Origin of the sequence: Grimontia marina, assembly GCF_900060185.1 — a bacterium.
Taxonomy (GTDB): Bacteria; Pseudomonadota; Gammaproteobacteria; order Enterobacterales; family Vibrionaceae; genus Enterovibrio; species Enterovibrio marinus.
On sequence record NZ_FIZY01000008.1, the window covers coordinates 86,800 to 106,192 of the forward strand.

The following is a 19,393-nucleotide window of genomic DNA, read 5'->3' on the forward strand; positions in this document are numbered from 1 at the left end:
TAAGGGAATACTATGAGTAGCCACATTGAAGATGCACCCAAACGTGCACCCTCTGCAATAAAGAATATAGGCCGTTCTATTAGCTGGACGGTTGCCCATTCTGCAATCTATTTCGGAATTCTGGTACCGCTAATTATTCTATGGTACCAAGTGATGGGTAAGCACGAAGTATATGGTGAGTGGTTCAACCATAACGGCGTAGTTATGATTGTCGTCAATGACATTATTCAGATCTCTGTCTTTTACTTGTTTATCAAATTCATTAAGAAAGAGAACTTATTTAAACGATGCAACTTCGTTTCATTTAGCAAGACAACAGCTCTTTATATCATCGCATTAAGCATTTCTGCGGCGATATTTACACATACGCTGTTCGCGCTACCTTATTTAAAAAACAACTTCGGTGGTTATGAATCTGTCATGGCCTTCTTGGTGGATACACCAAGCACATGGTCATTTGTACTGTTCCTTATTATTGGATCGTTTTACAAAGAAATATTCTTCCGTGGTTTGCTATTTAATGAAATGCGAAGAGGCTTACACATTGGCATTTGCTACGCGCTACTGTGTGTAATTTATACCTACTACTTTGAGTTGATGCGTGACATCCCACTCATGATCTATGCAGCAATAGGTACCTGCCTGTTCACCACCCTTTATCTTTGGACACGTTCAATGTATGCAGCCGTGATCATGCAGTTCCTCTCGACCGGTGGAATTTATGTGCTTCGCCACAATGCCATGATCGAGCAGTACAACCACACATACCACAATGCGCTGTTACTTATCACATTTGGTGTCATTGCCTTCTCTCTTTACAAGGTTTACTCCCTATCCAAAAGATCTACCGTGCATCAGCACAGTGATTTCAAGAAATACGCAGGAAATTAAAGGAATTTTATTATGAGTATGGATACAACGCTAAATTCACGGCAGTTAGAAAAAGGCGGTAAGACCTCATGGGGAAAAGTTATTGCTTTAACCTTGGGTTACCTTTCTGTATATGTTGGGCTTGGTTATGCACTTATCTATTTGCTATTCACCGTATTGCTAGATGTAAAGCCCTTACAGGATGCTTTCTACAACCTTCCGTTATTAACGGCACTGCTCTATTTCACTATATGCGTCATTCTTTCTGATATTTTCTTCAGAGTACGTGGAAAAAGTTTATATAAGGCCTGTCAATTTAGAAAGTTGGATATGACGACAACGTTTCTAACAATATTCGTGGCCGTTTGTATGTCAATTTTCACCGTCACAGTTGTTAACCTGAGTAGTGTAAAAGCATCACTGCCAGAGCTTGATAACTACATGGCGTGGATAATGGATAAAGAAGCCGCGCCTTTATTTTTGCTGTTCGCACTCGCAATAATTGTTCCTTTCGTAGAAGAAATTGTATTCCGTGGTGCTGTTTACAACGATGTGAAGGATTACAGCAACATTACTGTAGCCATTGTTATCCAAGCCTTGGTTTATGCAGTCATGCAATTCGAATTGGTGGTTGGTATCTACTCGTTCGTTTCCTCGGTGTTTTACATCATGGTCTATATCTGGTTCCGCTCCCTATGGGCTTCCATTCTTATACAAGCTGCCAGCCTTGTATGTGTGATCAGTTGGCGTCGATTTGGGTTGAAAGACCAACTGATCGCCTGGGGTGATCAGACGATGTATCTGGTCGCTGCAGCCGCATTTACCTTGATGCTTGGTAGCTACTTTCTGCTCTGGAGGCACTACAAGCGCCATTACGCCTAATTATAAGCATTGAAGATTGAAATATTCCCCAAGGACAAGTTGTAACTGAAGGTTAAAGAAATGGATTTAAATATCATCGACCAATTAGGCTTTTCAGATGAAGCTACCAATCATATCGAAGAAGTAAACAATAAGGATATCGCAGTTATCGGCCTTGAGGTCGTTCTTCCACATTGTGAAAATAAGTATGATTACTGGTCTTTGCTGGCATCGGGGCAACATGGAGTATCAGATTTCCCGTCATCTCGGCGTATCGATACTGACGCCTATTTTAAATTCAAATTTCCTCAACTGACTCCAACTTATCGGACTGGAGGATATCTAAAGAACGTTGACAGGTTCGACCCCGCGTTCTTTGGTATGTCACCCAAAGAAGCTGCGCTGATGGATCCGCATCAGCGACTCTTTCTCCAAACGGCCTATCACGCCATTGAAGATGCTGGCTATGCAGGGAAGATCCGTAACTCAGAGACTGGCATCTATCTTGGCTACGCGCATGATGCGATGTACAGGCAATACATTGATGACGTTGCGCCACAAGAAAAAGCATCATCTACTTTGGGTAACCTCGCCTCATTAACGGCAAGCCGATTAGCTTACACCTTGAACCTTCAAGGGCCATCAATGGTCGTGGATACTGCCTGTTCCTCTTCCCTTACTGCGTTGCACCTTGCTTGTCAGGGGTTAAGGAATGGCGATTGTGATACCGCCGTCGTTGGCGCGGTAAATCTTATGCTTATGCCCATTGAGACAGGCGATAAAATTGGTATTGAGTCTGACGACGGATTTACCCGCGCATTCTCTGAAGGCAGCACAGGCACTGGGCTTGGGGAAGGTGTTGTCGCAATAATGCTGAAACCCCTCGCCAAGGCAGTTGAAGACCAAGACCCTATTTGGGGTGTAATTAAAGGCAGTGCGATCAATCAAGATGGTCGCTCAGCAGGTATCTCAGCACCTAACGGCGATGCTCAGCAAAAAGTTCTCGTCAAAGCCTGGCGAGACGCCGGAATCGATCCTCGTGAACTCAGCTACATCGAAGCTCACGGCACAGGCACTAAACTGGGTGATCCCATTGAAGTGGCAGCAATCAACGGTGCTTTCAAGCAATTCACCGCGGAAACAGATTTTTGCCAAATAGGTTCGGTGAAAACCAACCTTGGTCATCTGGACTCTGCTGCGGGTCTGGCAGGCTTAGTCAAAGTCTTGCTGTGCCTCAAACACGAACAAATCGTCCCCTCTCTCTTTTACAGCGCACCCAATCCTTCAATCCAGTTTGATGGCGCAGTTTCAGTTGCAACGAAAAACCAAAACTGGGCAGGCGAACAACGTTTTGCAGGCGTGAGTGCATTTGGCTTAAGTGGTACGAACTGCCATATCGTGCTTCAAGCACCACCCGCTCAGGACATTTCTGAGCACCTTGATTTAACGACATACCCGTTTTTCTTATCTGCAAAAACTGAAGCGTCTCTATCACTTCTTATTGGCAAAACGGCGGCTTGGCTAAAAACACATCCAGAAACTCGACCTCAAGACCTAAGCTACACAAGCATGTTTGCGCGGGCGCATCATGAACACCGATTTGCTGTCACTTTTTCGACAGTGCAATCGCTTGTTCAGGCTCTGGAGGAACAGCAGAATACACAAGAATATGACCGACCAATCAACGCCGATAATGACGACACAATAACGAGAGCGTTAGCGCACTTCTATACCGGAAACACGCCATTCAGCACCGCAGATTACTCTCTATCAGGTCGCTGCATTTCCATGCCGGGGTATGCATTTGAGCCACAACGCTGCTGGACCACAGTACCTGAAACCGCGGTAAACGCTGAGCCAACAGTGACAATGACTGAGAGCGAAAAGCCAGCTATTGTCCTGCTAGACGTTAACGTTGAAGGCGGCGATGTTTCCAGCACATCTCAAGTGGTGGCTAATATTTGGGGGCACACGTTAGACATCGATTCACTCTCACTTGACGATGACTATTATGCACTAGGCGGAGACTCAATCTTCGCACTAGACGTTCAGCAGTTGGTAAAGAGCGAACTGGGTGTCAGTATTGAGCTCCACGAGTTACTGGACCATGCCGTGTTTGAAGCATTTTCTGCACTCGTTGAGTCCAGAATTGACGAAGATGCCGACACGTTAGAACACAGTGTCGACCCAACGGACTCACACCAGAATGTTCCGCTGTCATTTGCACAAAAACGTTTGTGGTTTTTGGAGCAATTGGAAGACCTAGGCGCCTCTTTAAACCTTCCAACTGCCCTTGAACTAAAAGGGTTATTGGACGTCGATGCACTTAAAAAATCCATTGAAATCATTGTTGATAACCACCCTGTTTTGCGTGCTCGCTTCGTATCGGAAGACAATTCGGTTTATCAAGCGTTTGATGCATCTGCCGCTCCATTCGAGCGTCTAGACGTTAATCCCAATGAGCTCGACATTACGTTGGAACGTTTGGCAAACAAGCGTTTCGAACTGGAGGAAGGCAGTCTCTTTTCAACGTCGCTATTGCGTATTGAAGAAACACACCATGTCTTGTTTATCAACTGTCACCATATCATTGTTGACGGGTGGTCTATCGGGCTGATCATTCAAGAGCTTGGTAAGCACTATGCCAGCCTTACGCAAGGGCTCTCTCCGCAGCAAACCCACACCTCTGCTTTTTCCGATTATGCTCTCCAGCAACAAACGCTGACATCCACAAAAAATGAAGACGATTTTTGGTCTCAAAACCTAAAAGACTTACCACGTAAACCTTGGCTTCCAACGGATTATCCACGACCGAAAAAACAAAGCCATGCTGGTGCCTCACTTGAAATGATGTTGGATGAAGCACTTTCAGAAAAGGTGAAAAACTGGAGTAAGAGCCAGGGATTGACCCTATATATGGCATTGAAAGCGGCATTTGATATTACGCTGTCCGCATACAGTGACCATACGGATATCATCGTCGGAACCCCTGTTTCAGGTCGAGAAAGCAAAAGCGGTCAAGATTGGCGTCATACGGTGGGGCTTTTCATCAACAATATTGTCCTTCGAAGCCAAGTATCACCTGAAAAAAACCTTACGACTTTCCTCTCGGAAGTTAAGCGGCAATGCGTGAGCAGTTTTGCTAATCAGACAATGCCATTTGAGCGCCTCGTGGAGTTGTTGCAACCCGAGCGAGATCTTTCCTCAAGTCCGTTATTTCAAGTCATGTTCGCGCTTCAAAACTCACCAGTAGATGCCGTTCACATTGACAACTTGACGATGCGTGCTTTACCGCCTTTAAAGCAAACGAGTCAGTATGATCTTACGCTGAATTTGTTTGAATCAGGCGATACCATTTCTGGTGCATTTGAATACTGCAGTGATCTGTTCGATGAAGTCTCTATCGCTGCATTCTCAACCTTATATGTCGACATTGTCAGCCAAATGGTTGAACAGACTGACTCGACCATCGAAAGCCTGCTCGGGTGGAAAGACGTTGAACGGAAGTCTGAAAACTCGAAACTAACAGGTGCTAAACCAGAAAGCTGGAGCACAGCTGTACTGAAAGCCTTTGCCGACAATCCTGATGCAATTGCCTTTGAATACGCTGACCGCAAAGTGACATATCAAGAGTTTGTTGAGCAAGCTTCTCGTGTCGCGCATGACCTGCAAAGAGAAAACACCGATGTATCTCTGACGGCCGTCATCGGCAAAACGCCTGAGGATGTGGCGACTGGTGCGCTGGCAATTAGCATCGCCGGTGGAAGCATGCTGGCTTTAGATGGCAAAGAGTCAACAACCTATTTGCGCAATCTTCTCAAGACATCTGGCGCAACGGCTGTCCTGTCAAATACCTCGTTAAGCCTGTTCGAGCAATTACCATCACACGCGCTGTATTCAGGGGAAGGTGCCGACGTTGAGATTCTGACCAATAGCAAAGCACTCACCTTTGAAATCAGCCTCTGGGACAGCCGTACTGGTGAGATCCAAACGGTCAACCAGCAAGCATTCAGTCACTGGCTTGGACAACTAAAATCCTCGGCCACGGTTTTGACCGGACAGCCATGGATCGCCGCAAAACACGACAACCTTGATCAGCTTATTCTGGATGGGCTTTATCCCGTTTCGCAGGGGGCAACTGTCGTTTTTTCAGACACACCAGCCTCTTTGCCTCCTTTGGCATTAACGGATGCAATTAAAGGAGCGTTGGCCTCAAAGCTTCCTGCGTACATGGTACCGACGGATCTTGTCGTACTTGATTCGCTGCCTACCACGCCAAACGGAAAGATAGATAGAAAAGCACTACCCGACATGCGCGAGGCGATGAAAAAAACCAACATGTCTTTGTCACTTTCGCCCTCTATAGCACGTTGGCATGAATTGCTGCAACACGCACCTATGCTGCACAGCTTGCCGCTAAGTGCTACACGAAGCAGTAACAGTTACGTCCCATCGCGACTGCCCTCAAAGCTGTCAAAAGACAGCATCGAACAACTGCACAAACTGGCCAATAGCCATGACGTAGATATGAACTGGCTTTTGCTGGCAATACAGGCAGCAACCATTGCATATCGCGGCTATGAAACCTCCTTGGTGATTGAAGCGACCAAGGATGGCGAAAGCAAGCCGCTGGCTTTCAGCGTTGAGCCTAAGTGCTCGCTTATTGAGTTGGCCACTGAACTGGCAACGACATGGCATGCACTTCCAGAATGGGACAGCGAACAATACTGTGAAGAATTATCTCTTGGTAATAAAGCACACCATCCTGTCTATCAAATCGGATTTGGCGATCAGAAAAGCCGTCAAACACTCGATCTGACGCTAGTAGCATCAGACGATGAGGTCACGTGGATCTTTAACCACGCGATTTTAGACGTGCCGTCTGTTAACGATTTGGATTCAACGTTTGTCCAACTTGCATCCCAATTGCTGTTAAAGCCCACGCAGCCAACCTCCGCATACACGCTTATTGACCCTCTTGGCTTGGAAGCGGTTCAGGCGTGGAATGCACAAACACCTGCAGCATTTATCGGCGGAGATTTACTTTCTCTGTTTAACCGTTCTTTGCATCAATTTGGTGGAAATACAGCATCTCGCTTTATCTCTGAACACGGTCAGGCGAGTGAGCTTAGTTATTCAGACCTCGACTTGCGTTCGACGACTGTTGCTAAATGTTTGATTGAATCGGGCGTTAAAAAAGGAGATCTCGTTGGTCTGTATTTGTCCCATTCAGAACAGTTGATCATTGCCCTTCTCGGCGTTTTGAAAGCGGGAGCTGCGTATGTTCCTCTAGACCCGTCGCATCCCGTTAGTCGAAATGCCTTAATTCTGGAAGATGCCTCATGCAAATGGACACTCACAAATACCGCTTTGCAAGAAGCATTATCCGCTTCTGAAACGCTCACTATTTGTATTGATTCGCTTCCAGCCGTTGATGAATCAACGACCTTGCCAACCGTATCTCACGAAGATCTCGCCTATGTTATTTACACATCAGGTTCTACGGGTAAACCTAAAGGGGTAATGATCAGCCATGGTGCTGCCTTTAACTTCATTAAAGGGATGCATCAACAGTTGCCAGTTTCACAGCGCAACAACTGGCTATGGGTGACCACCGTCAGCTTTGATATTGCCTTGTATGAATGGCTGGGATGCTTAAGCCTTGGTCATTGCTGTGTGATTCCGAGCAGCGAGGTGATCGCAGATACCCAGCGCTTAAACGCGCTGATCAAGGACGAAGACATTGGCCTTATTCAAACAACACCTTCAAGGTGGAAGCTTCTTCTTGATAATGGCTTTGAAGGACAAACTAGCCTGCTCGCGCTCTGTGGTGGCGAAGCTCTGCCTAATGACACCAAGTCTCGCCTCATCCCGCAAGTGCAGGCACTATGGAATTGTTATGGCCCTACCGAAGCCACGGTGTGGTCACTCCTTTCAAAATGCGAACTTGAAGAAGACGTCACCCTGGGAAGAAACTTACCAGGTTATCAGCATTTTGTGCTTTCCTCGGCAGGACAAATGCTACCTAAGGGCGCGGTGGGTGAACTATGTATTGGCGGTGCGAGTCTGGCTGAAGGTTACTTTCAGCGAGAGGAACTCACCGCCAAGCAGTTCGTCAATACGGAAGCTGGCTTTGTCTACCGCACAGGCGATCTCGCCCTATTGAATCAAGATGACACCATCTCATACAAAGGCCGCATTGATGACCAAGTGAAATTGCGAGGGCATCGCATAGAGTTAGGTGAAATCGCCAGTCACATTAAAGGACACGATAACGTCGAAGATGCGGTTGTTATCGCACGTAATAACGTTTTGGTTGCTTACATCGTATCAGCAGGTGAACGCGATGATGCCCTTCCTCTTCAAAAGGCGGTTTCTGATTCAGAAAACGGCTGGATTCATCTTAGTGATAACCAAGCTCAAAACATTGACGTAAACCAAAACCATGATGCGTCTTTCTTGGTCACAGGTGGACTCATACAGTCCGACTCCGTCTGCAATCTTCCCTTGCGTGACACTGCCGTCCTGCTTAATAGTACTTTAGCGGGAACGTTTAGTGGTGGCATCTACAGATTGAATGAAGCTGATTTAGCGTGGCCTCACATGCCTCTTGGGCAATCTCTGATGACCCATCAGGTTAACAGGTCACCCCAAGGTGTGAATCGCATTCGTGTGGGATCGCAATCAGAAAACGTTGTCTTAGTGAAAGGATGCGATAATCGCCCTGTATACTCTCAGCCTTACGCACCCTCATTACAAAAGCAACTCGACCAAACCAAAGCGTTCCTCGAGCAAAGAGAAGACATCACGTCAGCACTGGTTTGCGTCAATGGACAGAATCAAATCATCGCTTTTGTTGCAGGCTCCGACGGACACCTGTCTATCGATGAACTCAAAACATATCTCTTTAACTCGGTCAGTCGACAAGCCTTCCCTCACCATATTTATTGTGTCGAACCAACGGAGCTCGAACTTCATCGAAATCATCCTCTCGACTTAATCGAAAAGGTGATGACCAACCGACCACTGAGTGACGTTGAAACCAAATTAAAAGCAATTTGGTTAAGTGTTCTGGATGTTCAAGACATAAGCCTTTCAGACAACTTCTTTGCGATAGGTGGTCATTCTCTTCTCGCCGCCAAAGTCATATCGCGTATTACCGACGAATTAGGCGTTTCTACCCCTCTGAAAACGCTTTTTACTCACCCTACACTCGCGCAACTTGCTGACGCTATCGAGAGCTCTTCTAGGCTGCAAGGTGATACAGAAACACGCATTACAGCAGTAGCACGAGACAAAAAATTACCACTCTCTCTCACCCAGCAAAGACTGTGGCTCATCGAGCAAATTGGCGACCGCTCGGCAGGTTACAACGTATATGATGGGTACCGATTGGCGGGCTCACTAAGTGAAACCTTACTGAAAAAGGTCATCTCTGGCGTCATTGCCAAACATGAAGTGTTCAGAAGCCGATTCCCAACGCAAGATGGTCAGCCATATCTTGTCATTGACGAGGTCCGTGGCTTTGACCTCCCTTCAGAAGAATGTAACGACGAGACGCTCAACGCGCTGCTCGAAAAGGATGCTCTAGCACCGTTTGATCTGGAGAATGGACCACTCTTCCGGATACGTTTATTTAAACTGGCCGATGACCACCATGTTCTTTGGATCAACATGCACCACATCATTACTGATTTGTGGTCTGTTGGCTTATTGATGGAAGAAATCATCAATGCATATAAAACCGAACTTGCGGGAGAAACTGCCGACCTCTCCCCTCCGGCTCTCCAATACGCTGACTATGCCGTGTGGCAGCATGAACATATTTCTTCAGATACGTTTAGCCGTGAAGTTCGCTACTGGCAGCATCAGTTGGAAGCACTGCCACCGTTGCTCGAGTTGCCTACGGATCACCCAAGACCTGTCGTGCAACAATTTAACGGTGAAAAGATAACCGTCCGTCTCTCCCCGACGTTAACTGAAAAAGTAAAAGCACTCTGTGAAAGCCAAGAAACCACGCTGTTTAATCTGCTGCTTGCCACCTATCAGATCCTGCTTTCACGATATGCTGGTAGTGATGACATTGCCGTCGCTTCACCGAGTGCGGGACGCGTGCATCACGATGTCGAGTCAATGCTTGGCTTTTTCATCAATACTCTCATCCTTCGCTCCAACGTGGATGCATCACTGTCATTCAATGACTTTCTAAAACACGTCAGTCACACAGCGGCTGATGCCCAAACCCATCAAAGCGTTCCCTTTGAGCATTTGGTCGAAGTTCTGCAACCAGAAAGAAATACCAGCCACCAGCCTTTGGCACAGGTGTCGATGGCACTGCAAAACGCGGTTTCCAACAGTCTTTCGCTCAATCACCTTGCGCTTCCGAATCTTTCGCTTTCCCCGATTGAAATTGACGCCAGCGTGACGAAATTTGACCTGACCTTATGGTTATCGGACCAAGATCAAGCCTTAACGGCGGTTTGGGAATACAACACCAGCTTGTTCACTCGTGAAAGTATCGAAGAAATGGCAAGCCACTTCGAAATGTTGCTTGAGTCGGTAGTATCAAATCCAGCTAGCGTGATCAGTGAGTTGTCGTGGCTGACAAAACAAGAATGGCAGCACTTAGTGCATGACTGGAACCAAACCTCTGAAGACTACGATCGCAACATGACGTTGCATGGCTACTTCGAGACCCAAGTTGCGCTTCGTCCTGAAGCAACCGCGTTGGTTGAACAAGGAGGGCGTGAAGTCAGTTACAAGGCACTCAATGAGGCTGCAAACCAGTTAGCACATCAATTGCGCGAAAACGGTATCACCCGAGGCTCACTGGTGCCAGTTTGCTTAGAACGAAGTGCAGACATGGTTGCGGCTGTCATGGGGATAGTTAAAGCAGGTGCAACCTATGTGCCGATTGAGATTGGCTCCCCAGCGTCACGAGTCAGAAACATTCTTGCGCAGGTCGACAAAGCCAATCGCCAAACGTCGATGGTGACTTGCCAATCCCAGCTTAATAGCTTTAGGCATGCGAAGTGGTTAGACGGAAACATAGACCGTTTTATCGTAATGGATGCCCTCAGTCGCCGTTTACCTGCAGAGTCAGATAACTTTACTGAAACGCAAGCAATGTTCGATCATATTGCGGAAAGTGCGACTGATGAAATCACTGCAGGCGGCTTCACAAGTATCTACACAGGCCGTTGTTTCAAGCAACACCAAGTCGACCGATATCGTGATCATGTAGTTGGCCTGTGCGCCCCCTCTTTGAATAAAGAAGCACATGTGCTCGAATTGGGTTGCGGCTCAGGTTTAATCGCCTTTGAAATTGCCCCTCTTGTTGAACGTTACTACGCTATCGACCCGTCTGAAGTGACGCTTGAAGCAAATCGAGCTAAACAATCAGATATGCTGCCTGGTCTTTCGTTCCAGCAAGGGTTTGCTCATGAAGAGCTCGATATCCCACCGGAAAGTCTCGATCTCATTTTGTTGGCGAGTACCGCGCAATTCTTCCCAGGGTATTGCTACACAGAGTCTGTGATAGCTAGTCTCGTCACGCTCCTCAAACCTTCAGGAAAGATTGTCTTCTGTGATCTGCCTGATTTGGGACAAAAAAACGCACTGGAAGCATCGCTTGTCACTCACCATGACACAGATCCGGAAAACACAAACGCCGCCTGGCAACAAGATTTAGAAAAACCGCTCTACTTTCACCGAGCATTTTTTGAAGAACTTACAGCGACAATTGGGTCCCTCTCTCAGCCTGTTTTCACCTCCAGAGAAAACGACTTCGACGACGAACTGCAATACCGCTTCGACGTGGTGATACAAAAAGGCACAGAATCAACGACAGACACCCCGTTGGTAACAACGAAGTGGCATCAACAGCAACAACCTTCAGACAATCTTGATGTGACAGTGCTGCCGAGCGACTCGTCTTATATCATTTTCACATCAGGAACGACGGGTACGCCAAAAGGCGTAGAGATGCAGCACCAAGCTGTTTTCAACACCCTGAATTGGGTTAACAAAACACAGAATGTAGGCCCAAGTGACCGACTTCTGTTTGTGACATCACTGTCTTTTGATCTCTCCGTTTACGATATCTTCGGCATGTTGGGTGCCGGGGGGAGCGTCCGGATCGCCTCCAATGATGAGTGCAAAGACCCGGAACAACTGGCGAACATTCTGCTGCACGAACCCATCACATTCTGGGATTCCTCTCCAGCATATATGAAACAACTCATGCCGTTGATGGAAGGGCTGCTTAGCCAGCCAAACACTGATAATACAAAGCTACGCAAAGTTTTCTTCAGTGGAGACTGGATTGGCTTGGCCCTGCCTCAACACGTGAAGCAGTATTTCCCGAATGCCAAAGTGCTCGGTCTGGGCGGGGCGACCGAAGCTGCCATATGGTCGAACTTCTATCCAATCGATCAAATACAGGCATCTTGGACAAGTATTCCGTACGGAAGACCTATTTCAAACGCTCAGTATTATGTCCTTGATAGCACACTGTCACCCTGCCCAGTCGGGGTGCCTGGTGACCTATATATCGCGGGTGATTGTCTGGCGAAGGGCTACTACGGTGATCAAGAAATGACCGGGAAGAAGTTCATTCGAAACCCTCTTCCAGGAACGCCTAGCCCCCGACTATATCATACGGGGGATCGCGCACGCTGGATGCGTTCAGAATCCGGCGTCCTTGAATTTCTTGGCCGTCAGGATTTTCAGGTCAAACTGAGAGGTTTCCGTATCGAATTGGGTGAAGTTGAAGCAAAACTGCTCGCCAACGATGCCATTGAAGAAGTGTTTGTCCACCTTCATCGAGACCCTGAAGGCAATGAAGCGTCTGATTGCCTCGTCGCTTACTATATTTGCGCCGATCATGCGTCCGCCTCCTCGGACACACTACGCTACTTCTTAGCTGAGCATTTACCCGAATACATGATTCCTACCCACTATGTGGAAATGGAAGCATTCCCTGTCACGTCTAACGGTAAACTTGACAGATCAGCGTTACCAGAACCACAGTCAAGTCGTGACGAAACCGCAGATATCGTGTTGCCTGAGACAGCACACGAATCAGCATTGTTGGCTCTGTGGCAGGCAGAGTTTAGTCGCTCTAACATCGGTACCACCGACGATTTCTTCCATATTGGTGGCAACAGTATCAGTGCGGTGAGACTCATTGGAGCTATTCAAAAGAATTTAGGCGTGACAGTGCCACTTCGCGCTATCTTCGAACATCGCTCAATCAAAGCAATGGGTTCCATGCTGAGCGAACTGTCAGAAGCACCAGAACAAGCTGATACGCTCGCGTTAATTGGCGATCCTGCACGCACTCACGCTCCTCTGACGCCTGCACAAGCTGGTCTGTTTTTCATTGACCAATTTGAGAAAGGTTCATCGGCTTACCATATTCCTACACTGGTAAAACTTACACCTTCTGCCAATATCAACATGCTCCAACGCGCGTTGGAACGCGTAGTCGAGAGACATGCAATCCTTCGAACACGCTTCACGTTGAGCGAAACCCAAGAGCCCGTGCAGAGAATTACTGACTCGGTCCCTGCACTCACTGTTCACCATACTGATGAGGCTCACACCCTCTCTCAGGTGATTCATCAACTGACAGAAGCTGACTTTGACCTCACAGAAGAAAACCCTGTGAGATTAGCCTTAGTCAAAGACAACGATGACACTTACCTGCTGATGGTATTTCACCACATTGCCTTTGACGGTTGGTCAGCAGATATCTTCCTTAAAGATTTGGCGACAGCTTACACCAAGCTAAAAGATGGTCATGACTCGGCACTACCGCAACTGCAAGCAAGCTTTGCGGACTATGCCGCGTGGAATAAAGCTGTACTCGAAAATGGCAGAATGCAGGCATTGGAAGATTATTGGATTCCACAGCTTACGGGATACCAGAATCTTGAACTCAGCACTGACTATGCTCGCCCTACCGTCTTTGACTATCACGGCAACGAATCAGCTTTCGCACTGAGCGAAAAAGACTCAGTTGCGCTTCGCCAACTTGCAGAAGCGCACAGCGTAACCCTCAACACAATCATGATCTCGGCCTTTTATGTCGCACTTGCGAAGCTATCCGGACAACATGACATAGTGATTGGTACGCCATCTGACAATAGGAATAATGGCGACACTCAAGAGATTATTGGTCTGTTTATCAATGCATTACCGATAAGGTTCAATGCAAACGAAGCCATGACTTTGGCCTCACTATTCAATCAAACAAACGCCACAATGCTTGATGCGAAAACCCATCAAGACATGCCATTTGAAGCACTTACCCAATGTTTGGATGTCACCAGAGACACATCAAGACACCCGATATTCCAGGTAATGTTCAGCGTCCAGTCATTTGCCGGGAATGAGCAGGCACGAGAAGATCTTCCGTTTGAAGCCCCGCCAAATGAGATAGGCTCTCTTTTCCCGCAACGCGCGAAGTTTGATTTGAACGTGTTCATTGATGACAGTGCTCGTGCGCTGAGTGGCGAGTTGGTGGGCGCATCCGCACTCTTTTCGAAAGCAACCTTGGCGCGAATCGTGCACATGTATCGCCATGTACTGACTCATTGCATAGCCGCACCACAGCAAACGATCGCAGAAATTGGCTCTCTGACGAAAGAAGATCATCAATGGCTATCATCCAGCGCAGCGGGGGCGGCCACTTCTCGAGACAACACGGAGTCAGTGATTAGCTTGTTTGAGAAACAATGCCTTCTCACACCAGATGCCGTGGCCTTGTATGAAGATAACCAGCACGTGACATATCGTGATCTCAATGTTCGTGTGAATCAGCTGAGTCACTTATTGGTTCAGAATGGCATCACACCGGGCGACCGGGTCGGCATCTACCTCTCTCGTAGCGTGGTGAGCACCGCCGCAATACTTGCAACACTAAAATCCGGCGCAACCTATGTTCCACTGGATCCTAGTTACCCTGAAAGCCGACTCGCTTTCATGGTCGAAGATGCGCAAGTTTCAGCGATGTTCGTAGCGTCTTCTCTGCCTCGTTTAACGGCAAACGAAAACGTCACACACATCAGTATTGATCGCATTGATTTTCGCACTCTGCCAACCCACTCGGTCGACTTAAGCGACTATTCGACACCCCTCTATGTGCTTTACACATCTGGCTCAACAGGCAAGCCCAAAGGGGTAATCGGAACACAACAGGGATTGATAAATCGACTTTACTGGATGTGGGAGCAATACCCATTTGCAGAGAATGAAGTCAATTGCCATAAAACATCACTCAACTTTGTTGACCACGCGTGGGAGCTTTTTGGTGCCCTGTTGAAAGGTGTACCAACACTCATCATACACGGCCGGGACAGCAAGGATTTATTGACGATGGCAACAAAAATTGCCCAACACAAGGTAACAAGACTTGTCGTGGTGCCCTCGTTACTCGATGCAATACTCAGCTTACCGGAACACAGAAGCGCTGACTTTAACAGCATTCAGTGCTGGACTAGCAGCGGCGAAGTATTGCAGGCAAAGACAGTGAATGCGTTCTATCAACGTTACCCCCTGTCTACGCTACTCAATATCTATGGGTCTTCTGAAGTGGCTGCGGATGTAACCTGTTTCGATACCCGCGAATTAATAGGGTTTGATGGACAAGTAACCGCGGTGCCAATTGGTAAGCCGATTACCAATGTTTCACTCATTGTCGCAGACTCCCAAGGAACCCCTTCTCCTGTCGGTACCGTTGGAGAACTCTACATCGCTGGCTCTTGCCTTGCGCAAGGCTATACCCAGTCAGCGGCTACGGATGAGCGCTTCGTGACTCTGGATTGTCACCAAGATCGTTTGTTTAAAACGGGCGATCTCGTTAAGTGGAATATCCATGGTTCTTTGGAGTTTGTAGGCCGGACCGACTTCCAGATAAAAATTCGCGGTCACCGAATTGATATCGCCGATGTTGAATCCAATCTTCTTGCTATCGACGGAGTTGCTCGAAGCATTGTGACCAGCTCAGAAATTGGAGGAGACACGTCCTTAGTCGCTTACATCGTGCCAACGTCAGGCGGCGATGTCACACCCACAGACATCGACACACTGTTACGTGCACGACTACCTGACTACATGGTCCCGAACTTCATCGAAATCTTGGATGCAATGCCACTGACGCCAAACGGAAAAATTGATCGAACCGCTCTCCCTCTCCCGAGCACTCGCTCTTCTGTGATAAGTCAACAAGCAGAGGCACCGCGCACGGATGTTGAACATAAAATAGCGTCCATCTGGAAAAACATGTTTGCCACTGAAGAGGTCTGTATTAATCAGAGCTTTTTTGCAGCCGGCGGGAACTCGATTTCAGCGGTCAAGCTCGTCGCGATGATTGAGCAAAACCTTGAGATGACGGTGAGCTTGCAAACGCTGTTTACTAACCCGACCATCAAAGGCATAGCAGCGTCAGTTTCAGAGAACAGAACACAAGCGATTCCGGTTGTTGATACCGAGCGCGCGCCACTTTCATTTGCTCAAGAAAGGCTGCTATTTATTGAGCGTCTTGAACAAGGCACGGATGCATATCACCTGCCCACCTTACTGGCCTTGGCACCATCCGTTGATGTTTCTGTTCTAAGCGACGCAATCACTCATGTGGTTGAAAGGCATCAGATTCTTCGAACTGTCATTTCCTCGGATGCCGCAGGAAAGGACTATCAGCGCAGTATCTCTAAACCTTCTTTAATGACAGAGATAAACGCGAGAGATGACGAAGATATTCAAGAATTGGTGGCAACGTTTATTGAAAAGCCGTTTGATTTCGAGCACGAGTGTCCACTTCGAATCGCATTTGTCCGTCAGGCAAACCAAAATTATGTGCTGTTTGTTTTCCACCACATCGCTGTAGATGGTTGGTCGACCGATATCTTTATGTCGGAGATTTCGTCAGCCTATGACGCGTTGTTAATTGGTGAGTTTCCGACGTTACCTTCACTTGATATTCAGTATGCTGACTATGCAGCATGGCAAAGGAGCACGATGGATGCGTCTGCCATTGACGAACAAGTCTCGTACTGGAAAGGTCAGGTGGAAGGTATTGATACGTTAGCATTGCTGACTGATCACCATCGTCCTAGCCATGTCGATTACCGTGGCGATAACATTCTTTTTGATTTGGACGAAGCCCTCTCTGCGTCATTGAGAAAACTGGCGGTAGAAAATGAAACGACACTTTACACCGTATTGCTTGCGGGCTTTGCTAACATGCTCAAAACATTGTCTGGCCAGTCCGACTTTGTTGTAGGCACACCTTCAGACAATCGCGATCACCCGCAGTTGCACAACCTGATCGGTTTCTTCGTAAATACGTTGCCACTTCGCATCTCTGTTGCGGAAGAAACTTCAGCACGTGCACTCATCGGTGCACTCCACCATACGTTGGGTGAAGCCAAATCACATCAAGCACTGCCGTTTGAAAAATTGGTAAGCGCGTTAAATGTGCCTCGGGACACATCCAGACATCCGTTGTTCCAAACAATGTTCAGTTTGCAGTCGTTTGGCCGTCATTCAGGAAATCACGGCGACAGTCAGTTTGGACAAATCATTCCAACAGGTTCATCGACTGAATCGGTCGCCAGATACGATCTAAGCCTGTTCATGGATGACAGCGAATCAGCCATTCAAGGACGGTTTAACTTTGCCGAATCGCTTTTCCGCCGCTCGACGGTTGAACACTTCGCACAGCTGTTCGTTGAATCGCTAAAAACCCTCGTTCACAGCCCTGACTCAAGTTTGTCTCAGCAGGCTGTTTTAACGGGCTCTGACAAAGAGATCGTTTTCCAATATCAGAACGCTTCCGCTAAAACTGAGTACTCTTCTTCGTTGAAAGCAAGATTCGAAGAAATGGTCGCGGAAAATCCTGACGCCCCTGCAGTGGTTACCCCCGAAGGAACCTTGTCATACGGACAATTGAACGAGAAAGCCAATCAGTTGGCACATACGTTGATTGAGGCAATGGCATCTGAGAAGCAAGCGTCGAGATTGGTTCCTCTTATGCTTTCACCAGGCGCAGATGTCCTCATCAGCATCATTGGCGTGTTGAAAGCAGGTTGTGCCTATGTGCCCGTCTCTCCCGATTATCCGAAAGAGCGAATCGCATTCATTTTGGCGGATACGGGCGCAAGAACCATCGTCACTGAGTCATCATTTGAAACGCTGTTGGCGTCAGTGTCAGATTCCACGACGCTCACAACAATCTTGATGGACGACCATCGTCGAGACACTACCTCTAAGGTAAACCCTGATTGCAGCCTGCAAAGCGATGATCTCGCTTATGTCATTTACACCTCAGGTACCACTGGGAAACCTAAAGGCGTTATGGTCGAACACCGCAATGTTGAGAACTACCGTCAGGCTGTCTCTCCATGGATGAGCACCGTGAACAATGTAGATTTCTCTACCAACTACTGCTTCGACTTAACGGTGACGACAACACTCATCCCTCTTCTGAGCGGCAAATCAGTTTGTGTCTACACAGGCGATATATTGGACACCAAGGCTTACCAACACCATTTGATGGCCAACCGGATTGAGATGGTAAAGACCACGCCAAGTCTGGCAAAAGCCTTGCTAAATGAGTATGACGGACAGCCTCTTTCCGTTCTCATGCTCGGTGGTGAAGCACTTGAAGCCTCGACGCTGGGGAGCTTATCAGCGACAGCTAAGCTAATTCTCGATGAGTATGGACCAACAGAAACAACCGTTGGCGCGATGATTTCTCAGGTCCATCCGAAAAAAGATAAAGGCATCGGGTTTGCGTATCCGAATGTCAGTCTGCATAACCTTTCTCCATCAGGCATGCCTTTGCCAGTCGGTGCAAGGGGCGAACTCTATATCGGCGGAGCATCTGTCACCCGAGGCTACTTGAACCAGAAGACGCTGACAGAGAAAAGCTTCTCAATGCATCCTGTTGGTAAGGATGGCGGCATGGTCAAGCTCTACAAAACAGGTGATGAGGTTTCTTGGAACAAGGATGGATCGCTGCGTTATCTCGGTCGTGTTGATGAGCAGGTAAAACTGCGTGGTTATCGGGTAGAACCTGCTGAGATTTCTGCTCACATACTTGCTCTGAAAGAGGTCGAAGATGCCGTTGTAATGCCTATTGGCAACCCAGCCAGCCATCTCGCGGCATATATCGTCAAATCGCCAGAAATAGGTTTATCGGAAGATCGCCTAAAACAAGTGCTTCGCGATGCGCTCCCAGAATATATGGTTCCAACATCCTTCGTGTTTATGGATAACCTGCCAAAAACGGCTAACGGGAAGTTAAACAAGGCGGCTTTACCTCAGCCTTCAAGAATCCAATCCCGAGGCCTGGTGCACCCAGTTACAGAAACCGAGAAAAACATCGCGCCTATTTGGCAGACGTTATTGAAATTGGAGGAAGTCTGCATTGAAAGCAACTTCTTTGAACTTGGCGGACATTCACTCCTTGCTGTTCAATTGGTCAATGAAATCAACAATGAACTGTCGCTTAGCCTATCGGTTAGAGAGTTCATTGAACGTCAAACCTTGCAGGACGTTGCTAAACGGGTCGATGAGCTACAACTGGCAAATGCGTTAGAGCGCGATCTAGACGATCAAGACGTCTTCACGGAAGAAGATTTCTTCTAACCGCAGG

Annotated in this window: 3 protein-coding genes; all 3 read left to right on the forward strand. The window is 47.6% G+C overall.

Annotated features, from left to right (window positions below; all coding sequences use genetic code 11):
• The first annotated feature begins 12 nt into the window (after positions 1–12).
• The 3 genes from GMA8713_RS06225 to GMA8713_RS06235 are packed head-to-tail and all read left to right on the forward strand — an operon-like array spanning position 13 to position 19,386.
• Complete coding sequence (locus GMA8713_RS06225; RefSeq protein WP_062706912.1) at positions 13–891, forward strand: CPBP family intramembrane glutamic endopeptidase; 879 nt, start codon at positions 13–15, stop codon at positions 889–891.
• A gap of 12 nt (positions 892–903) precedes the next feature.
• Entirely contained in the window at positions 904–1,752 is an 849-nt protein-coding gene (locus tag GMA8713_RS06230) for a CPBP family intramembrane glutamic endopeptidase (protein ID WP_062706915.1), read from the forward strand.
• A 60-nt stretch (positions 1,753–1,812) separates the two neighbouring features.
• Positions 1,813–19,386, forward strand: coding sequence for a non-ribosomal peptide synthetase (locus GMA8713_RS06235; RefSeq protein ID WP_062706917.1), 17,574 nt, complete (start codon positions 1,813–1,815; stop codon positions 19,384–19,386).
• Positions 19,387–19,393: the final 7 nt, after the last annotated feature.